This is a genomic window from Arthrobacter sp. TmT3-37, from assembly GCF_054510835.1.
Genome location: NZ_JBTNDU010000006.1, coordinates 31,313 through 55,908, shown reverse-complemented (window position 1 = coordinate 55,908; position 24,596 = coordinate 31,313). Strand labels below are relative to the sequence as shown.

Below are 24,596 nucleotides of genomic sequence, written 5' to 3'. Positions count from 1 at the left end.
ATGCTCAGGGTCCTGAATGGTCCTACTGCGCTTTGACGACGGGCAGGTCCGCCCACTTGGTGGTGTAGTGGGGTGAGAGCATGTCGCGTTTCATGGTCCAGTCCGAGCCTGCTTTCAGGCCCGCGTGGCCGAGGCCGATCGCCGAGCGCCCGAATCTCTGGCCGATCTGGTGCAGGAGTGGGCCCGTGTCCTTCCCCGGGGTCGGACCGGCGCCGGCCCCGGGATCCTGGTCGAGCGTCAGGAGGGTGTCCTGTGTCCCAGCGGGTTGGAGGTCGGTGATGATGACTCCGGCCCGGATGTAGGACACGCCTTCGTCGATGAGCGGCAGGAGCCGGTGCGCGGCACGGGTGAGTTCCAGGGGATTCGCGGTATGGGCCGGGAGCGGAATGCAGATACTCGGCGCGCTTCTGGTGCCGGTACTGAACGGTGAGGTTCCGGCGAACGCGGTGAGCACCCTCCCCTGGAGGTTCTTGCGGGCCAGGCGTGAGGCGGCGCCCTGGGCGTAGACGCTCAACGCCTGCTGCATCGCGCCCAGGGTGGTGACGGGGGTGGCGAAGGAGCGGGAAAAGAGAACCTGTTCGTTGCCGGTGGACTCGCTGGAGGTGATGCAGGGCGTGCCCTGCAGTTCGAGGACGGTGCGCATGAGGACCACGGAGAACCGTTTCCGGATCAGTACCGGGTCCGCGGCGGCAAGGTCCCAGGCGGTGTCGATGCCGATGGCGTTCAGGCGTGCGGCGTTCCTGGTGCCGACGCCCCAGACGTCGGTGACTTTCAACCTGCGCAGCAGGGCGCGCCGCTGATCCTGCGGGACGAGGTCCCAGTGGCAGACCCCGTCGAAGTGCGGGTTGCCCTTGGCCCACCGATTGGCGAGTTTCGCCAGGGTCTTCGTCGGGGCTATGCCCACGCACACGGGAAGCCCGGTGTTGCGCCGGACGGTGGCCTTGATGGTCCTGCCCGTGGCCTGCTGTGCCCTGTGGGTGCCAGTGAGGGTGAGGAACGCTTCGTCGATGCTGTAGATCTCGAGGTCGGTGGTGTGGCGGCCGAGGACTTCCATGACGCGGGCACTCATATCCCCGTACAGCTCGTAATTGCTCGAGCGGACCTGCAACCTCCAGTTCTTCGCCTGTCCGGCGATCTGGAACCAGGGAGCGCCCATCCGGATCCCGAGTACCTTCGCCTCGGCGCTGCGGGTGATCACGCAGCCGTCGTTGTTCGAGAGGACCACCAGGGGGCGCCCTTCCAACGACGGGTCGAAGGCCCGCTCGGAGGAGACGTAGAAATTGTTGACGTCGACCAGGGCGACACCGGAGGTGGCCGGACCGGTGACCGGACCCCGGCCAAGCGGGGAAGGTTCAGGATCAGACACGGTGGAGGCACCGGGTGGCCACACCCCAGATGACCAGGCCATCGGGGTCCGGCACGGGGATCGGCGGGTAGGCGGAGCTCGCCGCGACCAGCGCGACGCCGGCAGCCGTACCGTCACCAGGATCCGTGCTGTTGGACTTGGTGGTGGGACTGGTCTCGGGGTCGGTGCTGGTGTCCGAGTGGGTGATGCGGAGTCGACGGACGATGAGTTCGCCGTCGAGGACGGCGACGACCACGGACCCGTCCCTGGGGTGCAGGGCCCGGTCGACGATCAGTTCGTCACCATCGGAGATACCCGCGCCGTCCATGGCGTGCCCGGACACACGCACGATGTAGGTGCTGGTGATGTCCTTGATGAGGTGCCGGTTCAGGTCGATCCGGTCCTCGAACCAGTCCTGGGCCGGGGACGCGAAGCCCGATGGCATCAACTCCGCGCGGGCAGCGGCTGGAGCCGGCCGGCCGAGGGCCCTACCGGATGCACCGAACTCGTCCATGACCTCGCGCATCCTTCCCTCCCGATGGCCGCAACGGCCCAAGGTACCGATCGTAGACTGCGCCGCCGACACGGACGTGAAGGTGCCGGCCGGTAAGCTGCGGCTCCGCACCCGAGTGCGCGTCTTCCGCTACGGCGTCCCGATATTGACTGCGCCGCCGCTAGGACGCCGGTGCGGAAGCCCTGCTGAAGGCGGTCCGGGTATGGCCGAGGTTCGGTCGAGCCAGTCCGGCGGGCCGGCGAGGCCGATCCGGTAGCGCGCCGCGTCCTCGGAGGGGCTGTGCGGCCCGAGGGCCAGTTGGAAGGCCCGCAACTGTATGCGGGTGCGCTGCAAGCGGAGGCGGTCCGCGGGCGAGCGGTCACCGCGGCCGGGTACGCCGGCGAGGGGGGCCACGGACGGGGAGAGAACCAGCGCCCCGGCGACGGCCAGGCCCTTGTAGAAGATCCGCTCGGCCCGGTTCAACCCGTCCGGTGCGGAGAGAAAGGTGAGGAGCTCGGCGGGAACGGGTTCGAGGTCGGGCTCCAACGCGCGCAGGGCCTCGGCGAGTTCCCGTCGGTTGACCGGGAGGTCCTCGGCCCCGAGCGCCCGCGCGCTGCGGGACCAGTCGGCGACGTAGGTGTCGGCCCAGTCGCGGCCGAACCGCGGGGCCAGGTCGTGGCCGACGGCCTCGTGGGCGCCGAGGAAGGCGTCGGTGAAGGCCAGGTGCACCCAGCGCAGCAGGGCGGGGTCGGAGGCGGAGTAGGCGCGACCGTCGTCGGTGGTGCCGCGGACCCGCCCGTGCATACCGCGGACCCGCGCCGTCTCCCGCTCGGCGAGCTCCGCCGAGCCGAAGGTGCTCACGGTGAGCCAGCGTGCGGTCCCGGCGAGGCGGGCCCAGGGGTCGCTGCGGTAGGTGGAGTGCCGTGCGACCCCGGCCATCGCCAGCGGGTGTGCGCCCTGCCCGAGGAGGGCCGCAACCCCGCCGACGAGGGTGGAGAGGTCGCCGTGGACCCGCCAGACGACGCCGTCGGGCTCGAACCAGCCCGGTCCCTCCCCTACCAGGGCGATCTCGCGCACCCAGTCCGGTGCCCCGGTGGGGTCACCGGAGACCCGTGCGCGGAAGGCACGGCGGACGCGGTGGGCCAGGTCGGCGGGGCGCGGTATCGAGCGATCGGGCATGAGGCTCCAACGACGGCAGGTCGGGTACGACGGACACCCCGGTCAGGACTCCACTACGAAGCGTAGAACACGGCTCTGACACGGCCTGACGAGGAGATGGCCGAAAGGACCCTCCCGTGGTCAGAATAGCGTTGGCGCTTCGGGGTCGATGCCCGTGAGCAAGGGTCGGATGATCGGCTCGTCCCATCCGTGCTCGAGGAGGGCTGTGCGCAGTGTGAGCGACTGGGTCCGGAACTGGGCGCGGCCGACACCGCGCCACCGGAAGGTCGAGGCATTCGCGTGCCGGCCCTTCTGGGACCGGTCGAGCATGTTCAGCGCCTGGGTGCCGGGCAGCAGGTGAGTTTCCGTCCCGGTGGTCGCGTGAACGCACAGCGGCACGTCGCAGACGTGCATGAGCGCGATGCCGGGGTGCAGGGTCTCTCCGGTGAGGTGTTCGTAGGCGTAGCGCTGCGGCCGCAGGGCGCGTTGCTCCCCGTCTCTCGTGACCCAGAACCGCCCGTACCTGTCGTCGGCCACCGCACCGGTCCAGATCCAGCAGTCCTGCGGCCGCGGGCCCTTGACGACTTTCTCCCAGAACCGGTCAGCCTCTCCCCTGCGCTGCCTCATCACCGACTACCTCTGCCAGGACGTCATCGGACCCGCGCAGGTCGACGGAGGATCGGCCGGCGGCCCTCCATCCGCACTACACCGACGATGACCAGAGCGGCCGCGCCGATGACCAGCCACTCGGCCCACCAGGGACTATCGGAGACGGCGACCGGGACGAGCAGAAGGAAGAACCAGAATGCAATCGCCAAGGCGCCTGCGACCTGATTGCGCACCCGCGGCGGGATGGGCAGCAGCAGCAGCGGCAGCCGAAGGGTGGCACGGACGAACCGGTAGCTGTACCGGATGCTCGAGGTCAGCAACCAGCGGATGATCCTGATCATCATGTCCTCCTATTCGAACGGTAGCAAAACCCGTCTGAGTGCGCCGAAAGAGGGCGGCACTTCCGCACATGGATTCTGCGACCATCCCGGAGCCGCTCTAAGCCCGTCTAAGCGTTGCAAAACGTTTTGGTGCACAAAGGGTCGAGGCTGATCGACGGGGGGAAGTAGTTGGTGCACCTCCTGACCACGGTAATAGTGGAAACTGATCGCGGTTCCGGTGTGACTCTCTGACCACATGACGCAACCTTCCAGGGTTGCTGTCTTTCACATGACCTGTCCGCCGGCCCGCGATCGCTTCACGTGCTGATGGGTATGGCTTGATAGGAGTGTGACCAGATCCCTTTACCGTATTGCCTGCCCGTCCTGGCCGCGTGAAGATCCACCGCCATCGAGAGGCAGACATGTCAGACGCTGGAATGCAGGAAACTCGCGTCGTGATTGGGGTCGACACCCATGCTGATACCCATCACGTCGCTGTTGTCACTGAGTACGGGAAACCGTTGGCTGATCGGGCGTTCCCCACGACGGCCACGGGCTATCGGGAAGCTTTGGCCTTCCTCACGGGGTTTGGAGATGTCCTACAGGTAGGGATGGAAGGCACCGGCACCTATGGGGCTGCGTTGACGAAGGTCCTGCAGCAAGCGGGCATGCTCGTCATCGAGGTGAACAGGCCCGATCGTCAGCATCGCCGGCTCAAAGGTAAAACCGACCCCCTAGATGCATACCGCGCCGCCCAATCAGTCATCACTGGTAGGAGTAGCGCCGTTCCGAAGGCCAAGGACGGTCCCGTTGAGTGCCTACGCGTCCTGCGAGCATCTCGGACATCTGCGATGAAGTCGCGAAGCGCGGCAATCAACCAAATCAAAGGCTTGCTGGTCTCAGCACCCGAGACCCTTCGGTCTAAGTACCAGGCCATGCCCAGCGCCATGATGATCAGCGTGATGGGACGCTCGAGGCCGTCCGGGCACTCAGCTGACCCCTCCTATGTCACAGCTCGGGTGTTAAAGGCCTTGGCCATCCGATACCAGCACCTGAGCGCTGAGATTGAGGAGGTGGATACGCAGCTGCAGGACATTCTGGAGTCCTACGCACCACTGCTGCAGGAGCTGACCGGAGTGGGCCCAGATGTTGCTTCCCAACTGCTCGTCACCTTCGGTGATAACCAGGAACGAGTAAGCAGCGAGGCACAGTTCGCGGCCCTCACAGGTGTCGCCCCCATCCCGGCGTCATCGGGCAAGACCAGCCGGCATCGGCTCAGCCGTGGGGGCGACCGGCAGGCCAACTGCGCGTTGCATCACATTGTCCTGGTACGCATGAACATCGACGCGCGGACCAAAGACTACGTCGCCAAACGAACCGAGGAAGGCAAGAGCTAACGAGAGATCATGCGCTGCCTCAAACGCTACGTAGCCAGGGAGGTCTACCGTCAAATCACTAACCCGATCCCGGCACCAACCGTCCTGGACTTACGACCGACCCGCCACCAACTCGGGATGACACTTCAGCAAGCAGCCACGGACCTACAGACGTGGCCCTCGACCCTCTCACGACTCGAGCGAGGTAGAACACGTGATGACGAGCTCCTCAATCGCTACCGAAATTGGCTCCACGAGCAAGCACCACGCTGTCTCCGAAGTGCTGGTTAAACGGCTCGAGGCTTGGGAATACAGCCTCTACGCCGGGCAAGGAAGCTTCGTCTATACCAGCAGCGCAAGCAGCTCCGAATCCACCAACCTAGGCATGGGTTGTGGCGCACAACGGTACTTCGCCTGGGGTGTCACCAAGGGATGGAATGGCAACGGGTACAACACCGTCTATACCTTCCGCACACCTGTCGGCTACGCAACCAATCCGTTCTAAGGCTGAAGAGATGGACTACTCAATGAAAAAACTTAGTACTCTTTCAGTCACCGCGGTCGCTATCGTGATCGGAACGTTCACGGGGTTCACCGTTTCGAGTGCGCTAGCCGGTGACGCCACGAGAGACGTATCCACCCAGGAGGTAGCGAAGGTGACATACAAGAAGAATGCGCAGGGTCAAACGTTCGGGTCGGCCATGGATGCCGGATCGCCAGCCGACGAGCCCGACCTGATCTTTGCCATAGCCGACGACCAAACCACCTTCGGGTACGTCAAGAAGGCGGACTTGAAGGCTTCCCACGGAACGGATCCAAAGAACCCGGAAGAAGCAGTCCGGATGATGAAGGAGCGCAAGAATACGCCCCGCGTCGTCAAGGTCTACGCGGAGGATGGAAAGACCGTCGTGGGCACAAAGACCATGCAAGGTGGTGGCTCCGCCGAAGGCGCAGCTGCCGCTATGCCCGGGAACTAACCGGCTCCGCTTCAGAACCAGCTTTCTATACGCGCCAGAAGTAGGGCTCACCTCGCCTGAGGTGAGCCCTACTTCTGTCCTGTCCCAGCGCTGGCTGTCGCGAATCTGTCACTCCTCCATCAGGAGCTGAGCATCATGCTGTAAAAAACGGTTTGGAGCCTCAGTCCTCGCTCTTGACAGTTATAGGAGCGTCATGTGCACGGCACAAGCTCCCCACGCTCCGCTGCTTGTCCCGCACACACCTGGACAGCAGGAACCAGAAAGCCCGCCTGCACACACCCACCACCTCACCGACACTGGACAGACCACCTCAAGCGAGCGGTAGGCGTGCACAGCCTCCTACCAGCGTGCTCATGAACAGCAGGAGCTGATCCGGCTAAAGGCTCATAGGACTAATAGTGGCAATAGAGCCACGAGGGTTGGGGTCAGCCGTGGCCGTGGTGCGGGTCATCCACCTGTGGGCGGGTGGAGCCCGAAGGGTGGAGCTCAAAGCCGTCCACCTGTGGGTAAGCCCCACCTTGCAGGGTGCGGGAGCACTTGTACAAGCGCAAGGGCGCCCTACAAATGTTGGTTTGTAGATCCATAGATCTGTAGATTTAGCGGGATCTGCCCCCGTCTTTTCACCGCGTGGTTGTGACGTAGGTTGTGCCGATCTCGGCGACTTCGTTCCTCACCCGCGACATGCTCTGGCAATCCGTCATCGAGATGTACGACAACATCTGCCGAAGCCCCCGCGCCCCCTACAGCGCGCACTCTGATTGGCCGATCTCCTGACCACGTGCACTCAGCACAAGCCCCGACCAGGCGACCCTGCAGCAGTGGCAGCGAAGGTAGTGCCCTCAAGGGGTGAAGGACACCGACCTGACCCTGCGCGCAGGCACTCCTGCATCTGGGGTGCCGGCCGGACGGGATGGGACACTTCTTGTCATGGGGACGCGAAGGGACGCAGTGGAACAGCTACAGTCTGAGGAGTATGTGCAGGCGATTGAGCGGGCGTTTGCGCGTTGTCCGAGCATCAGCGGTCTGCGGCTGCTTTCGGCCGAAGCCCGGCTGGGTTTCGCAACCGTCCGGTTCGAGGGCCCGGTCGATGATTTCCGGGGACCCTACGGTGCGATGGTGCGCCTACCCAAAGAGCAGCACGATGACCTGTGGAACCGATATGTCGACGACCAGAGTGCCACGGTCGATAACTGGGCGCACGCAGGCATCGCCATGCGAGCAGTCCAAGCGCACACGCTCAGCCAAGACCAAGACCGCGGGTACACCCTCGACGGTGTCTGGTGGATCATCAACGACTGCCTCGACATCCACTGAAAACCGCCCGACCGGGTCAGCCCGCAGGTTGTGGTCTTCTCCTGCCGGACTGTGACCAATCCGGTACGTGTCGTCAGCCTCCTTGTGATGTTGTCACCGCAGACTTGGAGCATGGCACTCATGGGGGAACAAAAGGCAGGCACGACGCACTGGTTCGGTAAGCACCGGGGGGATCTTCCGTCCATCTCGGCACTGCTCGCCATTACCGCGCTCTGGGTTGTTGAGGCGATCAACGGAATCGGGTTCCTGGCCGACGCGAGCTCGCCCCTGATGATGCTGACCGGACTCTACGTCGGCCTGGCAGCCGTAGCGGTCTCCATCATCATCGCGACACTCGCGATCAACAATCTCATCCGCCGCTACTCCCGACCACGCACGCCCCAATAGCGGAAGCCACACTGACGCTAATAAGTGGATCGCTACGCGCTGCAGCTTCACGTCATCGTCGTTCGCGAGGGACCTCGCGTCCGTCCAAAAACAACTCCAGTCATCACCACGGGCACAAGGGTCAGGGTCACGGTCAGTCGAGCGATCAGCGGAAGGGCGCGCGTCGCTCCCGCATTCACGTCGTACCTGCACTTACGCTGGTTCGTGTTCTTGTCGACATCCCTAGTCGGACGAGCGCATGAAGAGGGCCCTTCCCGCTAACGCAGGAGGGCCCTTTTTTACTACCCGCCTAACTGATCGAGGACGGCATGTCCGGTGACGTAGGGACGAGAACCACGAGTCCGATCACGCGGCGAGCCACCCTTACCGGCATAGGTGCCGGTACCGGCACAGGTAAGCGTCAGGTCGGGTTTGCACCTGCCGCAGCGTCATGTGGTCTGCTCGAAGCACGTCCCGTTCCGCCCCGAAAGGTCCGCCATGCACCCGTTCCAGGCCCCACCCCGACAGGTCCTGATCGGTGACGCTGCTGCGTTCGTCGGCATCACCCCCCGGGCGATCCGCCACTACCACCAAATCGGATTGCTTCCCGAGCGGGAGCGGGGCGGCGACGGCCGCCGCCGATACGGCTACAAGGAAATCATCCGGCTGCTCTGGATCCGACGCGTGGCCGACGCCGGGATCGGTCTCGACGACATCCGCGATGCCTTCGACGGCGCTGCACTCGGCGGTGGCGACGGCGAGGACGAGCTGGCCGGCGTCCTCGCTCGACTGCAGGACGCCCTCGCCGCTCAGGAGGCCGAGTTGCAGCGGAAGCGCGCCTCGGTGCAACGCATGCAGACGCTCGGCAGTCGGCTGGGACTGCTCGACGGCATCGTTTCCGCCCGCCTCGAGGGCGCGCCCGAGGGCTCGCTACGCCAGGACGACCTGGACGTCCTGCTGGTCACCGAACGGATCTTCGGTCCGCTCGGCGCCGCCGTCCAGGCCGGTCGCTTCCTCGCTCTGGCCGCCGATCCAGTACTGCGGGCGGAGTCCGACCGGATCGACGCCGCCGAGGCGGCCCTGGACGACACTGTCGCCGTCGACGACCCCCGCGTGGCGCAGGTGGCGGCCGAGCGGCACGCTTTCGAAACCGCGCTGATGCGCGTCATCGAGGAGTCCGGCCAGGTGGAGGAGGTGAACGCACTCTTTGACGCCTGGGATGAGCTGCACCCGCCCGAGGACGCCGACGCAGCGCCCGGCCCCAAGCCGGCAGAGGGCTCCCGCGCCAGGAGTGCGGCGGAGGTCATCCAAAGCATGCCCTACGACCTTTCCCCGGCCCGCCTGCGCTGCATGGAGTTGGCAGTGCAACTCGAAGCACCCGAGGCGCCGGAGCCGACGTCCTAGATAGGGTTTACAGATGTCCGCATGGGGATCCGGCAACGTACATCAATTGGGGGGCGTGTCGGGGATTCCTTTGCACGCCCTGGAAGGGGCTGTAACCTACGATCATGGTTTGAGAAATTGACTATCGAGTATGGGGGTAGGACTTTGAGTAATCTCGTAGCGCCACGAAACATGAGCACCGCACGCGGCTTAGGTGCGGTCTTTGCAGCCCTGTTTCTTGCCTTCTCCTTGATAGGTATTGATGTAGCCCCGGCTAATGCCTCCAAAGCGAACACATCGTGGCCCGGCTGGACTGTGGAAAGCACAAGAACGTACTGCTACACAGGCAGCTGGGGTCGTGACTGCTATAGGGAAACGACCCGCCGCCGCACGAGCGCTTTCTGCGCCAAACCGGCTGGCAACCTCACCGGCGGCTTGGCAGCGTGGTACTCCTACTGCTACGCCACTACGAAGGTCCGCATCTAACGCGCCCGTACGGCGTCTCATCGCCGCTGAGCTAGTTGTAGTGCCTAGGGACGTTGGTTGATCGACATACGGGCACTGCTGCTAGGTGGGTAAGAGCGCGAGCAAACTCAGTGCTAGTGCCAGCAGAGACACTCCCAGTAAGCACTTGCACAGCAGCCGAACCCGGAGAGTGGTTGGCGTGTCACCCAAGTCTGTGGCGAGCAGATAAACACTCGCACCAATGACCAGAAAGAACGCTAAAGCGCCTCCAAGCAATGCCAACCCAAGAATCCCCATGAGGGAAGAGTAGCGACGTCGACGGTCGCGTCCCGCTGCGGGATCCTCAGCGGACGATTCGCTTTCAGGGAAGCGGGTCACTAGCGGAGAGGGGTGGGACGATGAGGACTATGGCAACCTCCCCACAAAACAGGCGGGCGCTAATGGAGCCTTCCCCTCCGGCCTTCGTTGTCGAACTGCGTCGAAGGCTCGATCTTGCTGTCCTGCGGAATGAGGCCGTTGTTACGGCAGAACATGCTTACACAGGGTGGGAAGCGGGGCATGAGACGGTCAACGGTTGGAGTACCAAGATCGCTAGGCGAGCAGAGCCGGGCAAAATCATCGAAGTTTGGTACGACGCTCTCGACGAAGACGTTTGCATCTATGGAGCCGCGGAATACCGAGAGTGGAAGTGGGAACCAGGTGATGACGCAGCGGCTCGTGGCTGCTTGTATGAACTTGACCAGTTCGTTGATGCCTTCGCCAATAATCAGCTAGCAGAACCACCCCCGCGTCGGGCCAGTCACGTTCCAGCTCTTGTCCTCAGCGTCATAGCAGCGGGTGTTGGCATAGCGCGGCTCCGTCGTCGACCTCGGCAGCCATGACTCCCTTGGAACGGTGAACGATCGTCGAACGGACTCCGCTTATGAGCCGCCCTTTGAACCTGGTTGAGTCGGATTGCGCGGGTCACGACCGCGTTCTCTCCAGTACTCGTCACGCTGAGCGCGGACGAGGCGGACGAGGAAAACAATCGTCGCGATGACCGCGAGCACTTGAACAACGAGAATCGCCCAATACCAAGCAGAATCGCTGCCAATCAGCACTCCTGCCCAAGCGGCGACAAGTGAGATGACTAGTGCGATCATCATCGGAGCTTTGAGCTGCTTGCTACTTGCCATATTGGTTCCCGTATTCGTCATGATGCAGGGACAGACCCGTGCCCTCTTTCTGAGGATAGTGCTCGCAAGCTACTGCTCTCGCATCACACTGAGCAGTACCAAATTGACGCTCTGACGGGCAAAGTCCACTCCACTGAAGGTGCTCATGCACTTCCGTAAGCCGATCCCCCAGCGGGACGTCAAAGCAACCTGGAGCCAGTTGTCAGTGCTAGTTAGTCTCGAACGACGGGCAGATTGCCTAGCTGTTCCACGGCGCGCAAGACCGTTTCCGTCGAGGCGTTAAAGATGTTCGGGAGTAGTACCAGCTGCGTCCCGTACATCCGTTCCCGGGACCGGCTTGCGCGACCGTGTCCGCGACTAGATGGCAAGGTGGGTACATCGACTCCTGGCTGCCCCACAAAAGCTACGACGCGCTGCCGTTGCAGAAGAGGAAACAGCCACCGCGGCCGAGGACCGGTTAAGCGAATTTCAGAGAGATCGGTCCACGGCGTCGTCGGATAGCCGCGGACGGTCACTCCGTTCTCGTCCAGTCTCAGTTCCCACGCAGCATCGCGAGCCTTCAATGCTGCGTACAGACCGACCAGTATGACCACCCCGAACACGATCACGCCGAACCACATTAGCCAATCAGGAATGATGCCTAGGGAAGCCAGGAGGATGTACGCGCAGAGGATGATCGCGAAAATTCCCACGGATGACAGCTGGCGTTTTGGTGACTGACTGAGCTGCAGAGGTTCCCGAGTGTTGGACGTGGTCATAGTGTCGTTTCTAGCACTGAAAATCGTAGTGGCACCCTCGCATCTCGCGGGAGCTTCATCCCGTTGAACTAAATGCAGCTATGGCTCCGTCAATCTGCGACGTCACAGCTAGCCTTGCAGTGGGAGGGCAGGAACTCCGCGAAGAATCACGTACGCGAAGCGATCGATTAACGGACAGGAGAAACGCCTCTTGAGCCAGGTGTGATGAGGCAGCGCGGTGGTGAACCAGGTTCTCGCCAATGTTGAAGGCACCTCATCGGGCGCCCCGCCGTCTCTTGTTGACGTCAGCGATGCTTCTCGAGCCCAACCTTGGCATATTCGTACTCGTGGCGGAGCGCCTCTATCTGCTTGATAGCGAAAAGACTGAAAATTGCTGAGACGACGATAGCCACGACTGCCATCACCAGTCGTGCAGGGGACGGATCTTGCAAGGTAAGAACCGTGATGGCGGCGGCGATGCCGCCCAACACCATCATCTGAAGTCTCCACCAGAAAGTACCGCGCCGCACTGCTGGATGGATTGAAGCCCTACTCATCACGGTCTCCTGTACATAAGGGAGGTTCGGGCCTTCCTCGCCCTGCGCGTCTCTAACGTGATCCTATGCCCGCCCGTAAGGCGATCCCTCCGCGGGACGCACGGTGCAGTGAGGTGAGGTGGATTGACGCATCGAAGGACTCGACTCAGCGCTCTCTTTCACCTCGAGGGTCGGCCGGTCCCTCAGAGTTGACGCCACTCCTTCGGGCTTTGAGGATGAGCGGAATAGCCGTGAAGAGGGCGAAGATCGGCCCTGCGATGAGACCGTACCTCCGGGCGTCCTCCCAGCCTCCCCCCAGGTAGCCGACCGTTCCCCAGATGACCACGTACAGAACAAGCATCGCCAACGCTTTGAGGACCATGGATTGCTTCATAGATCTTCCTTCAATCAGCAAGATGACTAAGCCTGAACCAGGTTCACTCTAGTAGCGCTCGTATAGATGGGGCTGAGCGTGTCCTCACAGAGGGCTCGAGCTCTATCGTCTCCTACGTCCGGTGGAGGATCGGCTATCGGGCAGGGCCGTATAGGACCTGGCGTGACGCATATCGAATTGTAGGATCGGCATGAACGGCGGCACTGGCCGATGACAGGGGCCTGGAGATGGCTAGTCGCACCATACGGTGCACCTAGTAGACGCTCGTCGAAGCACCGAACAGGATGAGGAGACGAGTGTCTGAGGCTCAGAGAAAAGCCCATAACTACTTGATCTACACCGCCAGCTTGACCACACTCTGGCTAGTGATTGCCATCGCCACTGGCAAATCCTTCAGTTTGGTCGGGCTCCAGATTCTCGTAGCAGCGGCATTTTTCGTCGCGACCTGCGTCGCGTTTCATAAGTGGAAGCGCTCAATGACACCCAAGTGAATGAGCGGGCGAGATGGACCCTAACAGCGGCTCATGGTGACCAGGGGCTCCTGCTGTCATGCATCGCCCCGTTAGCCGATCAGTCTGCGGGACGCCTCGTACTACGGCACTCGCTTGCCGTCATAGCCGTGTATTAAGCCAAGCCGGGTGAGCGAGGTATAGGGCGGGTACCAGTCGATGGGCTGCCCAAATAGCCACTCTTTCAGTTCTTCGAGAGTGGTGAACCAGGGGTCCGGGTCGTCGTCACCGGGGCCGGCCAACGCATCATCAATGATGAAGTAGTCGGCGGCGAAGTCGAAGTCCTTTGGTTCATACGATCGGTTCAGGTCGGCTTCGCCATAAACGTGAATGAGAAGGTCGTGACCGATATAGGGGCAGCTGATTACTTTGCCGGCGAACTCACGCCGCCCGGCGACGAGTCCTTCCCAGGACGGCCCATAGCCGTAGTCAGGGATCGGTTGGGCTTCCAGCTCCAGCAGACGGGCTTTCCGCGTGCGCCACTCCCTGCTGAGCTTCAACTTCAGCTCCCACCATCTCCACATCGCTCAAGTATGAGGCGTTAGCGGTGACGAACGATGAGTTATGAGCGGCCATACCTCCGTGTTTCCCACTGAGGGATCCTGCAGCGCGACACTTGATTGTTCACGCCGTATCACCCCCAATGATGACCAACAGGTCATCTTCTCGCGGGCGTAGCACCAGGATCACTAGTGAGCGACTCACGGACGTTCTCAACCCGAGCTGGGTGACGTGACGAGCACAGACTGTCCCGATAAATGCTGGAAGCAGCCTGTGCTCGTCGGAGAATTGTCCTACTGGCGGTGTCGGGCCTGCATTCCCAGCATGGCGCCGGCAGCGAGCACACCCATGCCGAGCAACCCTGCACCGAGAGCGGGGCCGGTGTTCGTGTCATTGTGACCGGCACCTGGGACGCCGGTGTCGGCGCCTCCTACCGGGAGCTGCGCCACCTGAGGTGTTTGATAAAGACCGTCTTCCGGTGTCGGGAACGTGCCGTATGTCTGGACGAAGTTGATGTAGCAGGGGTAACGGCCATCAGGGAAGACGATGCTGCCCGGAGCCTGCGTGCACAGGTCGGTGCCCTCGGCGGTGATCAAGCCGCCCGGGACGATGGTCACGGTGGCCGGGTCGATGACCGTGGCTTCGTTGAAGGGGACAAGGCTAATGGGAGTGATCGGGTACCTTCCGCCGGGAATGGCTTCGACACCCGTGAAGCAGGGATACGTGCCATCCGGATAGGCAATGCTTCCCGGGCTGATAGCACACAGATTCGTCCCGTCCGCTGTGAGCAGACCACCTTTTGCCTGGGTAACGCTATCCGGGTCGACTATGGTGGCCTGGTCCAGAGGAACGAGATTGATCGAATCCGGTGCAGCTACTGCAGCTGTTGATGCACTGACCAGTACGGCTGCTGCCAAAGCACATCCGGTTAAAGCAGAACTGAAGTTCAAGGTTGTATCCCCCTTCATGCAATCCCCTGTGGACAGCATTGAGCCCAGTCAAGCAGAACAACAGTCAATATGACCGCACGGACACTGTGGTGACGATGGTGCCTGATAGGGATCGGTATAAGGGCGGTCGACCATCAGCTTGCGAAGTCCCTTCCCTGAGGTCAGGATCAGGGCATGACGACACCCAGTTCAGGTCCGGGAAAACAGGAGTACAACTCCACACAGGTTAAGCAAGGTGTAGCTGTCGCCCTGGGGCTCAGCATCATCCTATGGGTGATATGGATTCTTGCCTCCCTGGATGGAAGTTTGAGTTTTCCCCTGTTCCCAATCTTGGCGACAGTCGGGTTCATCATCGGGATGTCACGGCTGCGAAAGACGCAGGCAAGGGAGCGCGGTGACCACTAGCGTTGCGACCGCGTCCCGGCATATCCGCGAAAGCTTGAGTCCATGGTTGTCTGTACTCGTGACGAACCAGGAGCAGGGAAGCCCGAACGGACACAGGCGAAGAAGAGCGCAGCTACTTCTCTTCATCGGGATGCCCATCGTTGCGGGGCTCTTGACCCTCCTGACCGGCACCTTGCAGCCCGTCTTTGCGGCGATGTTGATCTACCTGCTGCCCCTCATCTCTCCCTCGACTCGCGATGGCGCACTTGCCAACGTGGCACCAGTTGCGATGTCGGCGCCGCGCGAATCGTCTGCAAGCTGGTGGGCGCGCCGTCGCCGCTGGGGGTTCTATGCCGCATTCTCGGTGCTTCTTGCTCTCAGCCTTGCCTTTCTGCGGTCAGCCCTCACCGATACCTGGGGCGGCGGCGACGCTGCTTTGGCTGTTTTATGCCTTATCCCAATCGTCGTGATCTTCCGCAAGCCACCGCAGATAGTTGCCGGCTTCGGTAGAAGTAGGTCAGTCGCCTCCCCTGGAAACACGTGAAAGCTGTGCCGCTCGAGGATCCACTAACGGACGGCGTGTACTTCTCCGGGTGTTGACTCACTCAGCTGCAGCGCCAGGGCTGGGGCTCGGGAGTGGTCGGGAGACTCGCGGACGATCTGCGGGTCGCGTTTCCCGACATCACTGGGCTCTCATACAGGAACCTGCGACATATGCGGGCTTTCGCTGCAGCCTGCGCGGACCAGCCGTTTGTGCAGCAGACTGCTCCATAATTGCCGTGGGGCCACATCATGGTCCTCATCGATAAGCTCATTCATAGCTTCGTCACGCAGGCACCGCCTCGCGGGGCCATTCGCGGCGTACAGGGCGGAGGTTAAGGGGCATGGATTTGAGCGAGAGGGCGCGGGCAAGATGAACGAAACTACGGCGAAGTCCGACTTCACCGACGCCGAACTGCAGTTCCTGGACTCGGTTTTCGAACTCGCAAGGGAAGGACATACCGGTGAGCTCATGAGTCTTGTGACTTCGGGTATACCGGTGAACCTGACGAACTCTCGAGGCGACACACTGCTCATCCTCGCGGCGTACAATCGACGCGCCGACACGGTCTCAGCGCTCCTCAGTGCAAGCGCGGACACCAGCCGGGTGAATGACATGGGTCAGACCGCACTCGCCGCGGCGACGTTCCGCTGCGATGCGGGCATAGTCCGCGCTCTGCTCCGAGCCGGCGCAGATCCACACCTCGGACGCCAAAGCGCGGTCGCTGTCGCCCGGCAATTCGGTCTAACGGACATGGCGACCCTATTCACTTGATCGCCGGTGCAAGAACTGGGCATCGCCAGGAAGTGTTGACTGTTTCTAACCCTCAGCCCTCCCAGGCGGCAATAGCCCTGCTAGTGCGCGCAGATGGATCCGCTTACGGACACGAGCAAAACAGGATGAACCCGGACAGTTCCATCCGAGCATGGGCATTGAACTTCCGGACCGGTGAGGTAGATCAGTGGCATCCTGATGGGCAATGATGAAGTGGATGCATGGTGGCATAGCTCGCATCCGTCAGTTCTTGGGAGATTCAATGTCGTATCGACGTCGCATTGCTCTCTACATCGCCACGGCTACGCTCGTCTCCGCACTCATGGTGCTCATACCGAGTCTGGTACCGGATTTCCCTGGGGCACCCCGACGTATAAGTTTCGGCTCTCTGGGATTGAACCTCCTGTCACTCGGCTACGCTTTGATGCTGATAACCACCAAGAGGGATACCGAGTTCACGAGAACTACTAAGAAATGGAAGATGTACGTGCTGGCGATCCTGCCGCTTGCTGCATTGGCCCTGATCCTGATTCAAGGTTTCAGTGTCGCATCTCTCGGGTTTGTCCTCGCTCCTGTCATCTTCGGCTTTTGCCTTCTGTGGTTCGACATCGATGCGCGCACATCCGACCGGACAAACCCGAGCAAGACTGGACCTCAAGTATAGGAAGCTCCCTGCTACTCAAAGCATTAATCATGGCGACCTCCCACCGGCACGCATTGAATCGATCACAGCTATCAGCTTGGAGCAGGATGGCGGCTTTGAGCGAGGTGACGGCCGGGTCCAATGATCCTTCGGCACCGAGCGGCCGTTCGCAGAAGGATCCCTGACCGGGCGGCTAAGCCGGGTGAGGGATCCCTCAGCGGGACGTCGGGGGATTCTTGAGAGGCGGTTTCTGCTCTCACGTAGAGTCGCGTCGGAAGGCGAGTCGTACCGGTCGTCATCAGATCTGACTAGAAAGGCATTTTTGATGCAGAAGCTCAAGACCTGGCAGAGGGTAGGGCTTTGGTTCGTACTTGCCGTCGCGGCCTCAGTCCTGCTGGGCGCACTGCTTCCACCAGAAGCCAAGGTTTTCGCTGGAGCCCCAACAGCACTATTTGTGGGCTTCGCAGTTCAACAGGGACTACATCGCTTTCACTCCACTACACAGTTCCCACCAGAAGATCCACAGTAGGAGCCTCGAGCTCAGGTCTCCTTATGTCCGCAGGAGGATCCGCTTACGCGCCGTCGACCACGACCGCGCGGCGTCTATCAGTCCGGCTGACCGAGGTTGCTGCCCGATTTGCGCTTGCCGTCCCAATAAACAGCGAAAGCACCGAGTCCTACCACTACCGCTCCGAGAATGAACCACCAGACCCCGGCGGTAATGCCAACGTAAATGCCGAATACGAGAATGATCAAGGCTGCCACGCCACCTAGGGCTGCAATAACTCGTCCGCGATCACGCAGGGTCATCGAATCTCCTCCATCTCAGCACACATAATCTAATGGCCTTGGCTTGTATGAGTGACAGTATCCGACAACGGTCCGCGCCAAGCTGTGAACGGAGGGATTGTCCATCGTGCTACTTCCTTGACCGCCGGTCCCTGGCCTTGTCGACGCAATCAACGACTAGCGCCCCAACTATGACCAGAACGATCACGACTACGCCTATCCCTGTGATCAAAAGCGCAAGGTTGACCGGCATCGCGTCCGTATTGATCCGTGTGGGGTACATGAACTGATCCAAGCCTGATATGCCTCCAGACACAACAACTGAGCCTGAGCACCTATCGTCGGAACTCAAAGAGCCCACTTGGCCATCCCTCAGCGGGGCATGTTCGTCGGGGTGCAGGCGCAGCACCTGTTGTGCGCAAGGTCCCATCAGTACTCTGAGGTCAAAGGGGGGTGGGGAATGAATGGTTTGAGATTGTCTCTGGCGCTTCTAGTGGCCGGCGTACTTGTGTCGTGTGGTGCGATCGACGAGAGTTCGAGCTCGACGCCAGGCCCGGGAGGCCCGCCCTCATTGGCGCCCGATACGGGTGAACCACCTCCCCCGCCAACTGATGCGGCTCTAGAACCAGGAGCGTCGGTAGCGGATGAAGATGTGTCGACGGCAGCTAGTGAGATCACGGGCGAGCTGCAGGGTGAGGAACAGTTCGCATCTCTAGAGGTCGTTGACCGGACAAAGATCGTTCTGCGCTGGTTCGGGGCGCGCACGCCGCGGATGCAGGATGTCATCGGAAGGTTCCCCAACCTCGACATCACGATCGAGCAGGTGTCCTGCTCGCCTGGACAGGTACGGACGTTTGGCACCGAGTTATTCGAAACCAACTCCGATGTACGGGCCTTCGCCTTAGAACCGGACGGCCTGAGCGCGACGGTGATGCTGGACGAATCATTACGAGCGACAGCTGATGTGCCTGACCTCGAACGCCGGTACTCAGAAGCAGCGGGCTGCCCTGTTGAAGTCAGCTTCGGCAGTGTTAAACCAGCGCTCTAAGAATCGATACGGCGAGTCTTCTGAAGACTCGCACCAAGCACGCTTAGGGATCGCTCACCGGGCATCCGGACTGCTTTGATCTGCAATAGACACATAGCCTTCAGTCCACAAGTCGTCACCGAGAGTCGCAGCATCGATGAGGAAGCACTCGGGTTCGTCCTTGAACCCCGGCTGGGTTCGCGCACGATCAATACGCGCTTGAGCCGCTTCCTCGGTTGCGTAGACACCAAGCATCTTCGTATCGTCCCCGGATTGTTCGTCAACCAAGAGTTGCCCATCATCGCCGAAGTGCTCAGTCGGGGAGCCGTCGATCCACTTTGCGTGATGAATGTGCCAGACCATGTAAACGTTCACACCACAGTGTCTCAGCCGCCGCTATCCACGAGTTCGGCGGGCCGTAGAAGGATCCGCTTACGGGTTCTCTGATCGAATCCACTTTCGGTCCAGATCCTGTGACTCATCGAGGAATCGCTCGAGTACTGGTAGTGGGTTGGGCTCCTCACCCCACCCATCATCAAATCCGTCGTAGAGGTCATCAAGCCTCACGAGGTCCTCCGTCAGAGGCGACGCGGCATGTCCTATCGCGGAGTGGGCCCAATCAGCGAGGTCACGTATGGGAAGCCGCCCTTGGACTGCTTCTCTTACAAAGTGTCTGGCTGCAACCATGAGGGCTTCGTCATGAGTCAGCGCCGGCAGTGGTGAGCCCAGACTGACCAATGACGCATCGATGAGCGCACCGAGCTGGTGCACGTTTATATCCAGGGATGCCCCGGCCAACTCGCGAAGCGGCTCGGTGTCCTTCCCCTCGACCAGGGCTCTAGTTGCAGCTGAAATGGCAGTAGGGGTCGCCTCCTTCTGGATGAGCCACAGCGCTCGAGCTGTGATTAACTCGACCAGAACTGAGGCGGGGTCCTGCCTTGATCTACTACTCATATCGTCAGCATAGGAACAGTGAGCTGTCCGTCCAGCGACCCCACGTGATTACTCGAAAGCTTGTCGCGTTCAGGGATCCCGCTGAGAGATCGTTTGACGGTACGACCACGTGATCGTTGCAACTGAACAACGCTTCCACTCCAGCAGATCACTAATGGAGCACAGTGCGTACTCTCAGCGGATGAGAGGTCCCGTAATGACAGTGATTCCCTTCGTACTGCTTGCCGTCGCTATCTCCGGCTGCGGCGAAACGACCGCTGCCGTTTCCTGCCCCAGCTGGGCAGGCTTCCCGACCGTTCAGGAGAAGTACGACGCCGCCGAGCTCGTCATCGTGGCCTCGTCCACCACACGCGATGGGACCGCCCCGATCTTCGGCGTTGACGCACACTCCTACGAAGTGGACGTCGACCAGGTCATAAAGGGTCAGCTCGACGGAGGTTCTATCCGAGTGAGTTCCACACCAGACTCATGTGGTGGAGAAGCTGAATATCCGGAAGGAGATCCCTTGGAACTCGCCACACCCGTCCTCATCTTTGCCACAGAGCAAGACGGCGAATGGTTCACCCTCACCCCGTTCGACGGAACGCACCCCTTCACCGAAGAAGCCATCAACGGCCTCACCTGATCCTCCGCCAGCCCCACCTTGCTGCCCGCTGAAGGATCCTCAACATGCACCCTGGGCAGCTGTAGCGTGCTGGACATACTTCTAGGATCGTCAGATGGCACTCACTCACCTCTCGCTCGACGTCGTACCCGATGAGGACGATCCGGCATGTGCAACTATTTGGGTGAGCCTCCAGGTTGGAGAGGACTCTGTCCCGTTCGTGCTGGATTCTGGTGCCCGCCGAAGCCAAGTACTCGATGACCTGGCCACTGACTGGCCGATATCGGGCGCGGACAGGTCCCACACCGTGTTCTCAGAGCACATGGATTCGTACGTCAAGGCCCCACCCCTACGTCTCGGTGACCTTCGCATCGAGAATCTACAAATGAGCCGGATCCGCAGCGATGGTCCCGGAGCCCACAATCTCCTGGGGCTCGACGTGCTGCGCCATCACAGCTGCCTCCTCGATCTGAAGGAACAGACACTGACCCTCGACGGGCCAGCAGAGGCCACAGCGTCGATCATGCCTCTGTACTTGGATGAGGTCGGGCACGCGTACCTCGACGTGGAAATGGGATCCGAAACGGCATCAGCGGTGTGGGACACCGGCGCCGGGATCACCGTAATCGACATCTCGCTCATCGCTCAGTACCCAGCCCTGTTCAACGAAGTAGCGCCGACGATCGGAACAGATGGTGCCGGGCAGACCCAACAGACCTCCACCTACATCATGGGTCCGGTGAGCATCGCCGGCGCCCTATTCGAGGCCCAGAAAATCGCGGCCGTTGATCTCAGCACCGCGAACGCCACACTGGCTCGACCTATGGATCTCATCCTGGGCTACCCAACCCTCCGACAAGCCACCTGGTTCATAGACTTCCCCAGAAACCAATGGGCACTCTCACCCCTGCCTCGCTGAATAACCAGCACCGCTCGAGGGGTACAACCGCGATGATCGTCCGGTGAAGGATCCTCACGAAACCGGCACCCACACGGACCTCACCTACACCACGGGCACGGCGGTTACTTCTGGTCCGGGTCGGAGGTAGGTGTACCCAGGCTCCAGGGTTCCTCCGGCTCCACCGACTCCGCAGCCTGGGCAGTGTCGACCTCCCACTGCTCCGAGGCCTCCGTTAGTGGAAGACGAACCGGGTTCCGATCGCCCTGATCATTAAACTCCGGGTAGGTCGGGGGCACGTTCTGGGCGTTAGTCATCCGCTGATCCTACGCACCACACCACCGAACCAACATGGGGCTACCGCCCCCGCACCACGAGTCGCCTGCCTCACCATCGCGATACTGGATACATCTGAACACTGTCACGCCGGCAGGCGATAATAATAAGAAGAACGAGAAGGACGTGAAACGTTCCCACTCTCATTCGGATAGAGTCAATAGGAGGGGAATCATTCATTAGCAGCAAGCCTTTTTAGGAGCAGAATAATGGCGCAGCGTGTTCAGGTGGAACTGGTTGACGACCTCAATGGCGAGGAAGCTCAGGAAACCGTCCGATTCGGTGTCGATGGCACCGACTACGAAATCGACCTCACGACGGAGAACGCGGAGAAGCTCCGATCAACCCTGTCCGAGTACGTGGACAAGGGCCGGAAGGCGAAAACAGGCCGCCGCGGACAGGGAACACAGAGCGGCCAGAGCGGGCAGAGCTCGTCCTCAACATCCACGAGTAAGTCCAAGCGGGAAGAGACGCAGAAGATCCGCCAGTGGGCGCAGGACAACGGACACAACCCCAGCTCCCGGGGTCGCATTACCCAGTCCATCATCGACGCCTACAACGAAGCCCACTAAAACCTGACCTAACGGTTAGCTGGCTGGTAGGGGGGGAACAGTGGCGGGACTCGATGATTTGATGTCGGAGTCCGACGGGCGGTGGGCAAAAGCCGAACGATACGCCCGCGGCTTCGCCGACAACGGCATGGGTGAAGCCCTGCGGGTGTACTACACCCGCTACTTCCCCGTCGGCGTCGTCCTGTACGTCGCCGCCCTGGCCCTCATTACCCCACTTGTGTACGACGGCCCTCCGAACTGGTCGCTTGTGCTGCAGGGTGGCGCCGCCCTCTTCGGTCTCCTCGCGGCGATCGCCGGACTGATCTATAACGCCAAGCGAGTCAGACCACGCGCCGAGCTCGGAAGGAATCTCTCCATCACCATCGGGCTCAAGGTCGATGAGCAGAAGTACCTGAGGCGGGTCATCAACGGCAAAGAGGACCCGCCCCAGGATCCCGTTCGTCGTGCTGTAGCGCGCTCAGTCGCCGTGCAGAGCAGAAAGACCCAGGCAACGAACCTGCTGACAGTCCCCCTCTACTCCTACTGTCTCGGAGGCCTCTTCGGAGACCTTTCCTTTCTGTGGATGGGCATCGCAGCCGTCTTCCTGGTCACCACCATCCTCTTCGCTCGTGAATTCCGTCGAGCAGGGCGGTTCCTCGCAGCTACCACCCCCAGGACGTGACCTGACTCCCGGTCGGGACGAGAAACAGGATGGCCTCGAACAGCATGGTGCTGAGCAGGAGCCAAGTGTCCAAGGATTAGACGGCCGTCAGGTCGTGGTGAGGTACCGGATTTTACCAGCTCCGAGTCGGGCAGGATGCTCGTGTCAACCACACATAGGCCGACCCTAGGGCTGGAGCAAAGTTGTCTTCCCTCTTCAGAGGAGTGCCGCTCCGACCAAAACAATGAGCTTGTCCACGAGCCCCAGCTCACGTAGAGGACTCCAGGTCGTCGCGCTGCCGAACATCACCAGATGACCACCGGCTCACGGGCGGTCGGCGGTCATTGCTTCTCACGTAGGGTTGCTTCCATTGCAATTCTCTGTGGAAGTGTTGCTGATGTATCTAACACAACGGATGATGCCTACATGAACTCCAACAGCTCTAAACCGGTCTCGCGGATAGCGGGGGTGATTGCGGGCATCACCTGTATCGTCTTCGGCCTACTCAGTTTCTTGGACAAGGGCTGGACGCCTTTCAGCATCTTCTCCCTAGCCGGCGGGATTGCCCTTACTGCCTTTTGGCTGCTAACGATGCCTCCGCGCCGGCGGCGTCAACCATGAGTAATTAAAAGACCATGGCGACACGGGGGCATGGTCTGAAGCTGGTGGCCTTGACTCTGCTGGTTGTAGGTGCGGTCCTGTTCCTGTTCGGGCTCACCCTCACTGTCGCTGACGAGTCGGTGAGCGAGTTGGTTAGCCACTTCGGAGAGGGACGCGGTGCCGGTCCGACCATCTGGTAACTGGTTAAACCCATGCTCTTCTTCATCGTCGGCTACCTACTCGTGAAACGCACGGTCGCCCAAGTAGCTGATGAGGTAGTCGTGAATCTCACCTTGCATTCTGGAGGTGCGAATCCCTCCACGCTTGACTTACGTTACGAGCTTGAATAGTCCAACCACTATAAAACATGCGCCCATCACAAGGAGAAGTAGCGTCAGGAATTTATAGACAAACGTTTCGAAAGCGTAGAATTTGCGCACATATTTCTCTGGATAAACCAATTCTATGATTGCCATGCGGATCTTGGCGGCTGGGCGCCTGAAGAACAGTGCGATCAACCCAAAAATCAGGATAGCCAAACCGAAAACCAGCTCGTCCAAGTGTATGTCTCCAATATCTGGCGAAGGATCCAGCCGACGATAAATAAGGCTTCGATGATGGGGCGCTGAGGTTCTCAAAAGATCACCACATGTTGTCTTCCCCATGTCATCGACCCTCTGCGGTCACGTGAGTCAGTGCTGCCGTCGCAGCTGGGGTCCGGCGGGTTGGGTCGCAGCAGCACGCAGGTCCGCCAATGCGCTTGATGGTTACCAGTAGCGACTAGTAGCCGGGGTAGGGGTCAGACGTTGCAGGTATAGGTGATGCCGTTCCGCTCGTGGACACCGTTGCCGAGCTCAGCGCACGTCTGGACGACGGTCGTGATACCAAGAACAAAAAGAGCGAGAAGGCCGACCGTGATGACGGCGCCAATGATGATGCCCGCCAGAGCCAACTTGTTCTTCATCCCGGCTTTTTTGGACTGAACGAAGGCGATGATGCTGAGGATCAGGCCTATCAGGCTCAGCGGACCCAGAATGGAAAGGACGAATCCTGCGATTCCAAGGGACTTGCCTGGATCGACGGGCTCCAGTCGAGTTTCCCGTGGAAAGTGTTGGCAGTCCTGCGCCATGCGATAACTCCTGTCGTGAACGTGCTCCTTTCGAGAGCTTGAACCATCCCGTTAGTCCCGGCGTCGCGACCTCCACGAAGCGTCGTCGAGAGTTGCA

The 24,596-nt window shown here is 61.0% G+C and carries 31 protein-coding genes; 16 read left to right on the top strand and 15 right to left on the bottom strand.

Features of this window, described 5'->3' with window-relative positions; translation table 11 throughout:
• Positions 1-22: 22 nt before the first annotated feature.
• The 5 genes from ACX80U_RS09885 to ACX80U_RS09865 form a co-directional block, all read right to left on the bottom strand.
• Complete coding sequence (locus ACX80U_RS09885) at positions 23-1,297, bottom strand: Y-family DNA polymerase (protein ID WP_459268350.1); 1,275 nt, start codon at positions 1,295-1,297, stop codon at positions 23-25.
• Positions 1,298-1,358: 61 nt separating this feature from the next.
• The gene (locus ACX80U_RS09880) at positions 1,359-1,790 is read right to left on the bottom strand and encodes a LexA family protein (protein WP_244186340.1); all 432 of its coding nucleotides are present in this window, start codon (positions 1,788-1,790) and stop codon (positions 1,359-1,361) included.
• A 198-nt stretch (positions 1,791-1,988) separates the two neighbouring features.
• The gene (locus ACX80U_RS09875) at positions 1,989-3,017 is read right to left on the bottom strand and encodes an oxygenase MpaB family protein (protein ID WP_459268267.1); all 1,029 of its coding nucleotides are present in this window, start codon (positions 3,015-3,017) and stop codon (positions 1,989-1,991) included.
• Between the two features lie 120 nt (positions 3,018-3,137).
• Entirely contained in the window at positions 3,138-3,623 is a 486-nt protein-coding gene (locus ACX80U_RS09870; protein WP_459268266.1) for a hypothetical protein, read from the bottom strand.
• Positions 3,624-3,646: 23 nt separating this feature from the next.
• Complete coding sequence (locus ACX80U_RS09865; RefSeq protein ID WP_459268265.1) at positions 3,647-3,949, bottom strand: hypothetical protein; 303 nt, start codon at positions 3,947-3,949, stop codon at positions 3,647-3,649.
• Between the two features lie 368 nt (positions 3,950-4,317).
• On the opposite strand from ACX80U_RS09865, the gene ACX80U_RS09860 reads away from it, so the two are divergent.
• The 7 genes from ACX80U_RS09860 to ACX80U_RS09830 all read left to right on the top strand — a co-directional run bounded on the left by ACX80U_RS09860 (position 4,318) and on the right by ACX80U_RS09830 (position 9,362).
• A complete protein-coding gene (locus ACX80U_RS09860) occupies positions 4,318-5,322 on the top strand; it encodes an IS110 family RNA-guided transposase (RefSeq protein ID WP_459268264.1) in 1,005 nt (334 codons plus the stop codon).
• A 9-nt stretch (positions 5,323-5,331) separates the two neighbouring features.
• Complete coding sequence (locus ACX80U_RS09855) at positions 5,332-5,592, top strand: helix-turn-helix domain-containing protein (protein ID WP_459268263.1); 261 nt, start codon at positions 5,332-5,334, stop codon at positions 5,590-5,592.
• Positions 5,516-5,806 (top strand): hypothetical protein, encoded by a 291-nt coding sequence (locus tag ACX80U_RS09850; RefSeq protein WP_459268352.1) that lies wholly within the window; start codon positions 5,516-5,518, stop codon positions 5,804-5,806. Before ACX80U_RS09855 ends, ACX80U_RS09850 begins: the two co-directional genes overlap by 77 nt.
• A 10-nt stretch (positions 5,807-5,816) precedes the next feature.
• Positions 5,817-6,278 (top strand): hypothetical protein, encoded by a 462-nt coding sequence (locus ACX80U_RS09845; protein ID WP_459268262.1) that lies wholly within the window; start codon positions 5,817-5,819, stop codon positions 6,276-6,278.
• 948 nt (positions 6,279-7,226) lie between these two features.
• Complete coding sequence (locus tag ACX80U_RS09840) at positions 7,227-7,592, top strand: hypothetical protein (RefSeq protein ID WP_459268261.1); 366 nt, start codon at positions 7,227-7,229, stop codon at positions 7,590-7,592.
• A 111-nt stretch (positions 7,593-7,703) separates the two neighbouring features.
• Positions 7,704-7,979: a hypothetical protein gene (locus ACX80U_RS09835; RefSeq protein ID WP_459268260.1), complete on the top strand. Its 276-nt coding sequence runs from the start codon at positions 7,704-7,706 to the stop codon at positions 7,977-7,979.
• 477 nt (positions 7,980-8,456) lie between these two features.
• The gene (locus ACX80U_RS09830) at positions 8,457-9,362 is read left to right on the top strand and encodes a helix-turn-helix domain-containing protein (RefSeq protein ID WP_459268259.1); all 906 of its coding nucleotides are present in this window, start codon (positions 8,457-8,459) and stop codon (positions 9,360-9,362) included.
• A 1,364-nt stretch (positions 9,363-10,726) separates the two neighbouring features.
• Here the strand turns inward: ACX80U_RS09830 and ACX80U_RS09825 are convergent.
• From ACX80U_RS09825 to ACX80U_RS09800, 6 genes are all read right to left on the bottom strand, one after another.
• Positions 10,727-10,981: a hypothetical protein gene (locus tag ACX80U_RS09825; RefSeq protein WP_459268258.1), complete on the bottom strand. Its 255-nt coding sequence runs from the start codon at positions 10,979-10,981 to the stop codon at positions 10,727-10,729.
• A 212-nt stretch (positions 10,982-11,193) separates the two neighbouring features.
• Positions 11,194-11,739 (bottom strand): hypothetical protein, encoded by a 546-nt coding sequence (locus tag ACX80U_RS09820; RefSeq protein WP_459268257.1) that lies wholly within the window; start codon positions 11,737-11,739, stop codon positions 11,194-11,196.
• Between the two features lie 284 nt (positions 11,740-12,023).
• Positions 12,024-12,275: a hypothetical protein gene (locus ACX80U_RS09815; protein ID WP_459268256.1), complete on the bottom strand. Its 252-nt coding sequence runs from the start codon at positions 12,273-12,275 to the stop codon at positions 12,024-12,026.
• 145 nt (positions 12,276-12,420) lie between these two features.
• Positions 12,421-12,648, bottom strand: coding sequence for a hypothetical protein (locus ACX80U_RS09810; protein WP_459268255.1), 228 nt, complete (start codon positions 12,646-12,648; stop codon positions 12,421-12,423).
• A 592-nt stretch (positions 12,649-13,240) separates the two neighbouring features.
• Positions 13,241-13,657 carry a hypothetical protein gene (locus ACX80U_RS09805; RefSeq protein ID WP_459268254.1) on the bottom strand — a complete coding sequence of 139 codons (417 nt, stop codon included), beginning with the start codon at positions 13,655-13,657 and terminating at the stop codon, positions 13,241-13,243.
• Positions 13,658-13,951: 294 nt separating this feature from the next.
• On the bottom strand, positions 13,952-14,626 hold the full coding sequence (locus tag ACX80U_RS09800; RefSeq protein WP_459268253.1) for a hypothetical protein: 675 nt from the start codon (positions 14,624-14,626) through the stop codon (positions 13,952-13,954).
• Between the two features lie 445 nt (positions 14,627-15,071).
• On the opposite strand from ACX80U_RS09800, the gene ACX80U_RS09795 reads away from it, so the two are divergent.
• From ACX80U_RS09795 to ACX80U_RS09780, 4 genes are all read left to right on the top strand, one after another.
• A complete protein-coding gene (locus ACX80U_RS09795; RefSeq protein ID WP_459268252.1) occupies positions 15,072-15,536 on the top strand; it encodes a hypothetical protein in 465 nt (154 codons plus the stop codon).
• Between the two features lie 65 nt (positions 15,537-15,601).
• Complete coding sequence (locus ACX80U_RS09790; RefSeq protein ID WP_459268349.1) at positions 15,602-15,766, top strand: DUF1016 N-terminal domain-containing protein; 165 nt, start codon at positions 15,602-15,604, stop codon at positions 15,764-15,766.
• A 139-nt stretch (positions 15,767-15,905) separates the two neighbouring features.
• The gene (locus ACX80U_RS09785; RefSeq protein WP_459268251.1) at positions 15,906-16,307 is read left to right on the top strand and encodes an ankyrin repeat domain-containing protein; all 402 of its coding nucleotides are present in this window, start codon (positions 15,906-15,908) and stop codon (positions 16,305-16,307) included.
• A gap of 487 nt (positions 16,308-16,794) precedes the next feature.
• The gene (locus tag ACX80U_RS09780; protein ID WP_459268250.1) at positions 16,795-16,971 is read left to right on the top strand and encodes a hypothetical protein; all 177 of its coding nucleotides are present in this window, start codon (positions 16,795-16,797) and stop codon (positions 16,969-16,971) included.
• Positions 16,972-17,556: 585 nt separating this feature from the next.
• Here the strand turns inward: ACX80U_RS09780 and ACX80U_RS09775 are convergent.
• A complete protein-coding gene (locus ACX80U_RS09775; protein WP_459268249.1) occupies positions 17,557-17,760 on the bottom strand; it encodes a hypothetical protein in 204 nt (67 codons plus the stop codon).
• A 631-nt stretch (positions 17,761-18,391) separates the two neighbouring features.
• Here ACX80U_RS09775 and ACX80U_RS09770 point away from each other — a divergent pair.
• Complete coding sequence (locus ACX80U_RS09770; RefSeq protein ID WP_459268248.1) at positions 18,392-18,787, top strand: hypothetical protein; 396 nt, start codon at positions 18,392-18,394, stop codon at positions 18,785-18,787.
• A gap of 54 nt (positions 18,788-18,841) precedes the next feature.
• Here the strand turns inward: ACX80U_RS09770 and ACX80U_RS09765 are convergent, their stop codons facing one another.
• Complete coding sequence (locus tag ACX80U_RS09765; RefSeq protein ID WP_459268247.1) at positions 18,842-19,141, bottom strand: DUF7336 domain-containing protein; 300 nt, start codon at positions 19,139-19,141, stop codon at positions 18,842-18,844.
• A gap of 57 nt (positions 19,142-19,198) precedes the next feature.
• Positions 19,199-19,720: a hypothetical protein gene (locus tag ACX80U_RS09760; RefSeq protein ID WP_459268246.1), complete on the bottom strand. Its 522-nt coding sequence runs from the start codon at positions 19,718-19,720 to the stop codon at positions 19,199-19,201.
• 196 nt (positions 19,721-19,916) lie between these two features.
• Here ACX80U_RS09760 and ACX80U_RS09755 point away from each other — a divergent pair, with 196 nt between their 5' ends.
• The 4 genes from ACX80U_RS09755 (at position 19,917) to ACX80U_RS09740 (ending at position 22,791) form a co-directional block, all read left to right on the top strand.
• Positions 19,917-20,345, top strand: a complete 429-nt coding sequence (locus ACX80U_RS09755; protein ID WP_459268245.1) for a hypothetical protein — start codon at positions 19,917-19,919, stop codon at positions 20,343-20,345.
• Positions 20,346-20,439: 94 nt separating this feature from the next.
• Positions 20,440-21,243, top strand: coding sequence for an aspartyl protease family protein (locus ACX80U_RS09750; RefSeq protein WP_459268244.1), 804 nt, complete (start codon positions 20,440-20,442; stop codon positions 21,241-21,243).
• Positions 21,244-21,767: 524 nt separating this feature from the next.
• The gene (locus ACX80U_RS09745; protein ID WP_459268243.1) at positions 21,768-22,130 is read left to right on the top strand and encodes a histone-like nucleoid-structuring protein Lsr2; all 363 of its coding nucleotides are present in this window, start codon (positions 21,768-21,770) and stop codon (positions 22,128-22,130) included.
• A gap of 61 nt (positions 22,131-22,191) precedes the next feature.
• Complete coding sequence (locus ACX80U_RS09740) at positions 22,192-22,791, top strand: hypothetical protein (protein WP_459268242.1); 600 nt, start codon at positions 22,192-22,194, stop codon at positions 22,789-22,791.
• 1,378 nt (positions 22,792-24,169) lie between these two features.
• On the opposite strand, the gene ACX80U_RS09735 is transcribed toward ACX80U_RS09740, so the two are convergent.
• Positions 24,170-24,499 (bottom strand): DUF4190 domain-containing protein, encoded by a 330-nt coding sequence (locus tag ACX80U_RS09735; RefSeq protein ID WP_459268241.1) that lies wholly within the window; start codon positions 24,497-24,499, stop codon positions 24,170-24,172.
• Positions 24,500-24,596 lie beyond the last annotated feature (97 nt).

What these genes read in the sequence shown, in the direction of transcription:
- ACX80U_RS09880 (WP_244186340.1), bottom strand. Translation starts at nt 1,790, where the DNA reads ATGCCATCGGGCTTCGCGTCCCCGGCCCAGGACTGGTTCGAGGACCGG.
- ACX80U_RS09875 (WP_459268267.1), bottom strand. Translation starts at nt 3,017, where the DNA reads ATGCCCGATCGCTCGATACCGCGCCCCGCCGACCTGGCCCACCGCGTC.
- ACX80U_RS09870 (WP_459268266.1), bottom strand. Translation starts at nt 3,623, where the DNA reads ATGAGGCAGCGCAGGGGAGAGGCTGACCGGTTCTGGGAGAAAGTCGTC.
- ACX80U_RS09865 (WP_459268265.1), bottom strand. Translation starts at nt 3,949, where the DNA reads ATGATGATCAGGATCATCCGCTGGTTGCTGACCTCGAGCATCCGGTAC.
- ACX80U_RS09855 (WP_459268263.1), top strand. Translation starts at nt 5,332, where the DNA reads ATGCGCTGCCTCAAACGCTACGTAGCCAGGGAGGTCTACCGTCAAATC.
- ACX80U_RS09845 (WP_459268262.1), top strand. Translation starts at nt 5,817, where the DNA reads ATGGACTACTCAATGAAAAAACTTAGTACTCTTTCAGTCACCGCGGTC.
- ACX80U_RS09835 (WP_459268260.1), top strand. Translation starts at nt 7,704, where the DNA reads ATGGCACTCATGGGGGAACAAAAGGCAGGCACGACGCACTGGTTCGGT.
- ACX80U_RS09830 (WP_459268259.1), top strand. Translation starts at nt 8,457, where the DNA reads ATGCACCCGTTCCAGGCCCCACCCCGACAGGTCCTGATCGGTGACGCT.
- ACX80U_RS09825 (WP_459268258.1), bottom strand. Translation starts at nt 10,981, where the DNA reads ATGGCAAGTAGCAAGCAGCTCAAAGCTCCGATGATGATCGCACTAGTC.
- ACX80U_RS09820 (WP_459268257.1), bottom strand. Translation starts at nt 11,739, where the DNA reads ATGACCACGTCCAACACTCGGGAACCTCTGCAGCTCAGTCAGTCACCA.
- ACX80U_RS09815 (WP_459268256.1), bottom strand. Translation starts at nt 12,275, where the DNA reads ATGAGTAGGGCTTCAATCCATCCAGCAGTGCGGCGCGGTACTTTCTGG.
- ACX80U_RS09810 (WP_459268255.1), bottom strand. Translation starts at nt 12,648, where the DNA reads ATGAAGCAATCCATGGTCCTCAAAGCGTTGGCGATGCTTGTTCTGTAC.
- ACX80U_RS09800 (WP_459268253.1), bottom strand. Translation starts at nt 14,626, where the DNA reads ATGAAGGGGGATACAACCTTGAACTTCAGTTCTGCTTTAACCGGATGT.
- ACX80U_RS09785 (WP_459268251.1), top strand. Translation starts at nt 15,906, where the DNA reads ATGAACGAAACTACGGCGAAGTCCGACTTCACCGACGCCGAACTGCAG.
- ACX80U_RS09775 (WP_459268249.1), bottom strand. Translation starts at nt 17,760, where the DNA reads ATGACCCTGCGTGATCGCGGACGAGTTATTGCAGCCCTAGGTGGCGTG.
- ACX80U_RS09760 (WP_459268246.1), bottom strand. Translation starts at nt 19,720, where the DNA reads ATGAGTAGTAGATCAAGGCAGGACCCCGCCTCAGTTCTGGTCGAGTTA.
- ACX80U_RS09755 (WP_459268245.1), top strand. Translation starts at nt 19,917, where the DNA reads ATGACAGTGATTCCCTTCGTACTGCTTGCCGTCGCTATCTCCGGCTGC.
- ACX80U_RS09750 (WP_459268244.1), top strand. Translation starts at nt 20,440, where the DNA reads ATGGCACTCACTCACCTCTCGCTCGACGTCGTACCCGATGAGGACGAT.
- ACX80U_RS09745 (WP_459268243.1), top strand. Translation starts at nt 21,768, where the DNA reads ATGGCGCAGCGTGTTCAGGTGGAACTGGTTGACGACCTCAATGGCGAG.
- ACX80U_RS09740 (WP_459268242.1), top strand. Translation starts at nt 22,192, where the DNA reads ATGTCGGAGTCCGACGGGCGGTGGGCAAAAGCCGAACGATACGCCCGC.
- ACX80U_RS09735 (WP_459268241.1), bottom strand. Translation starts at nt 24,499, where the DNA reads ATGGCGCAGGACTGCCAACACTTTCCACGGGAAACTCGACTGGAGCCC.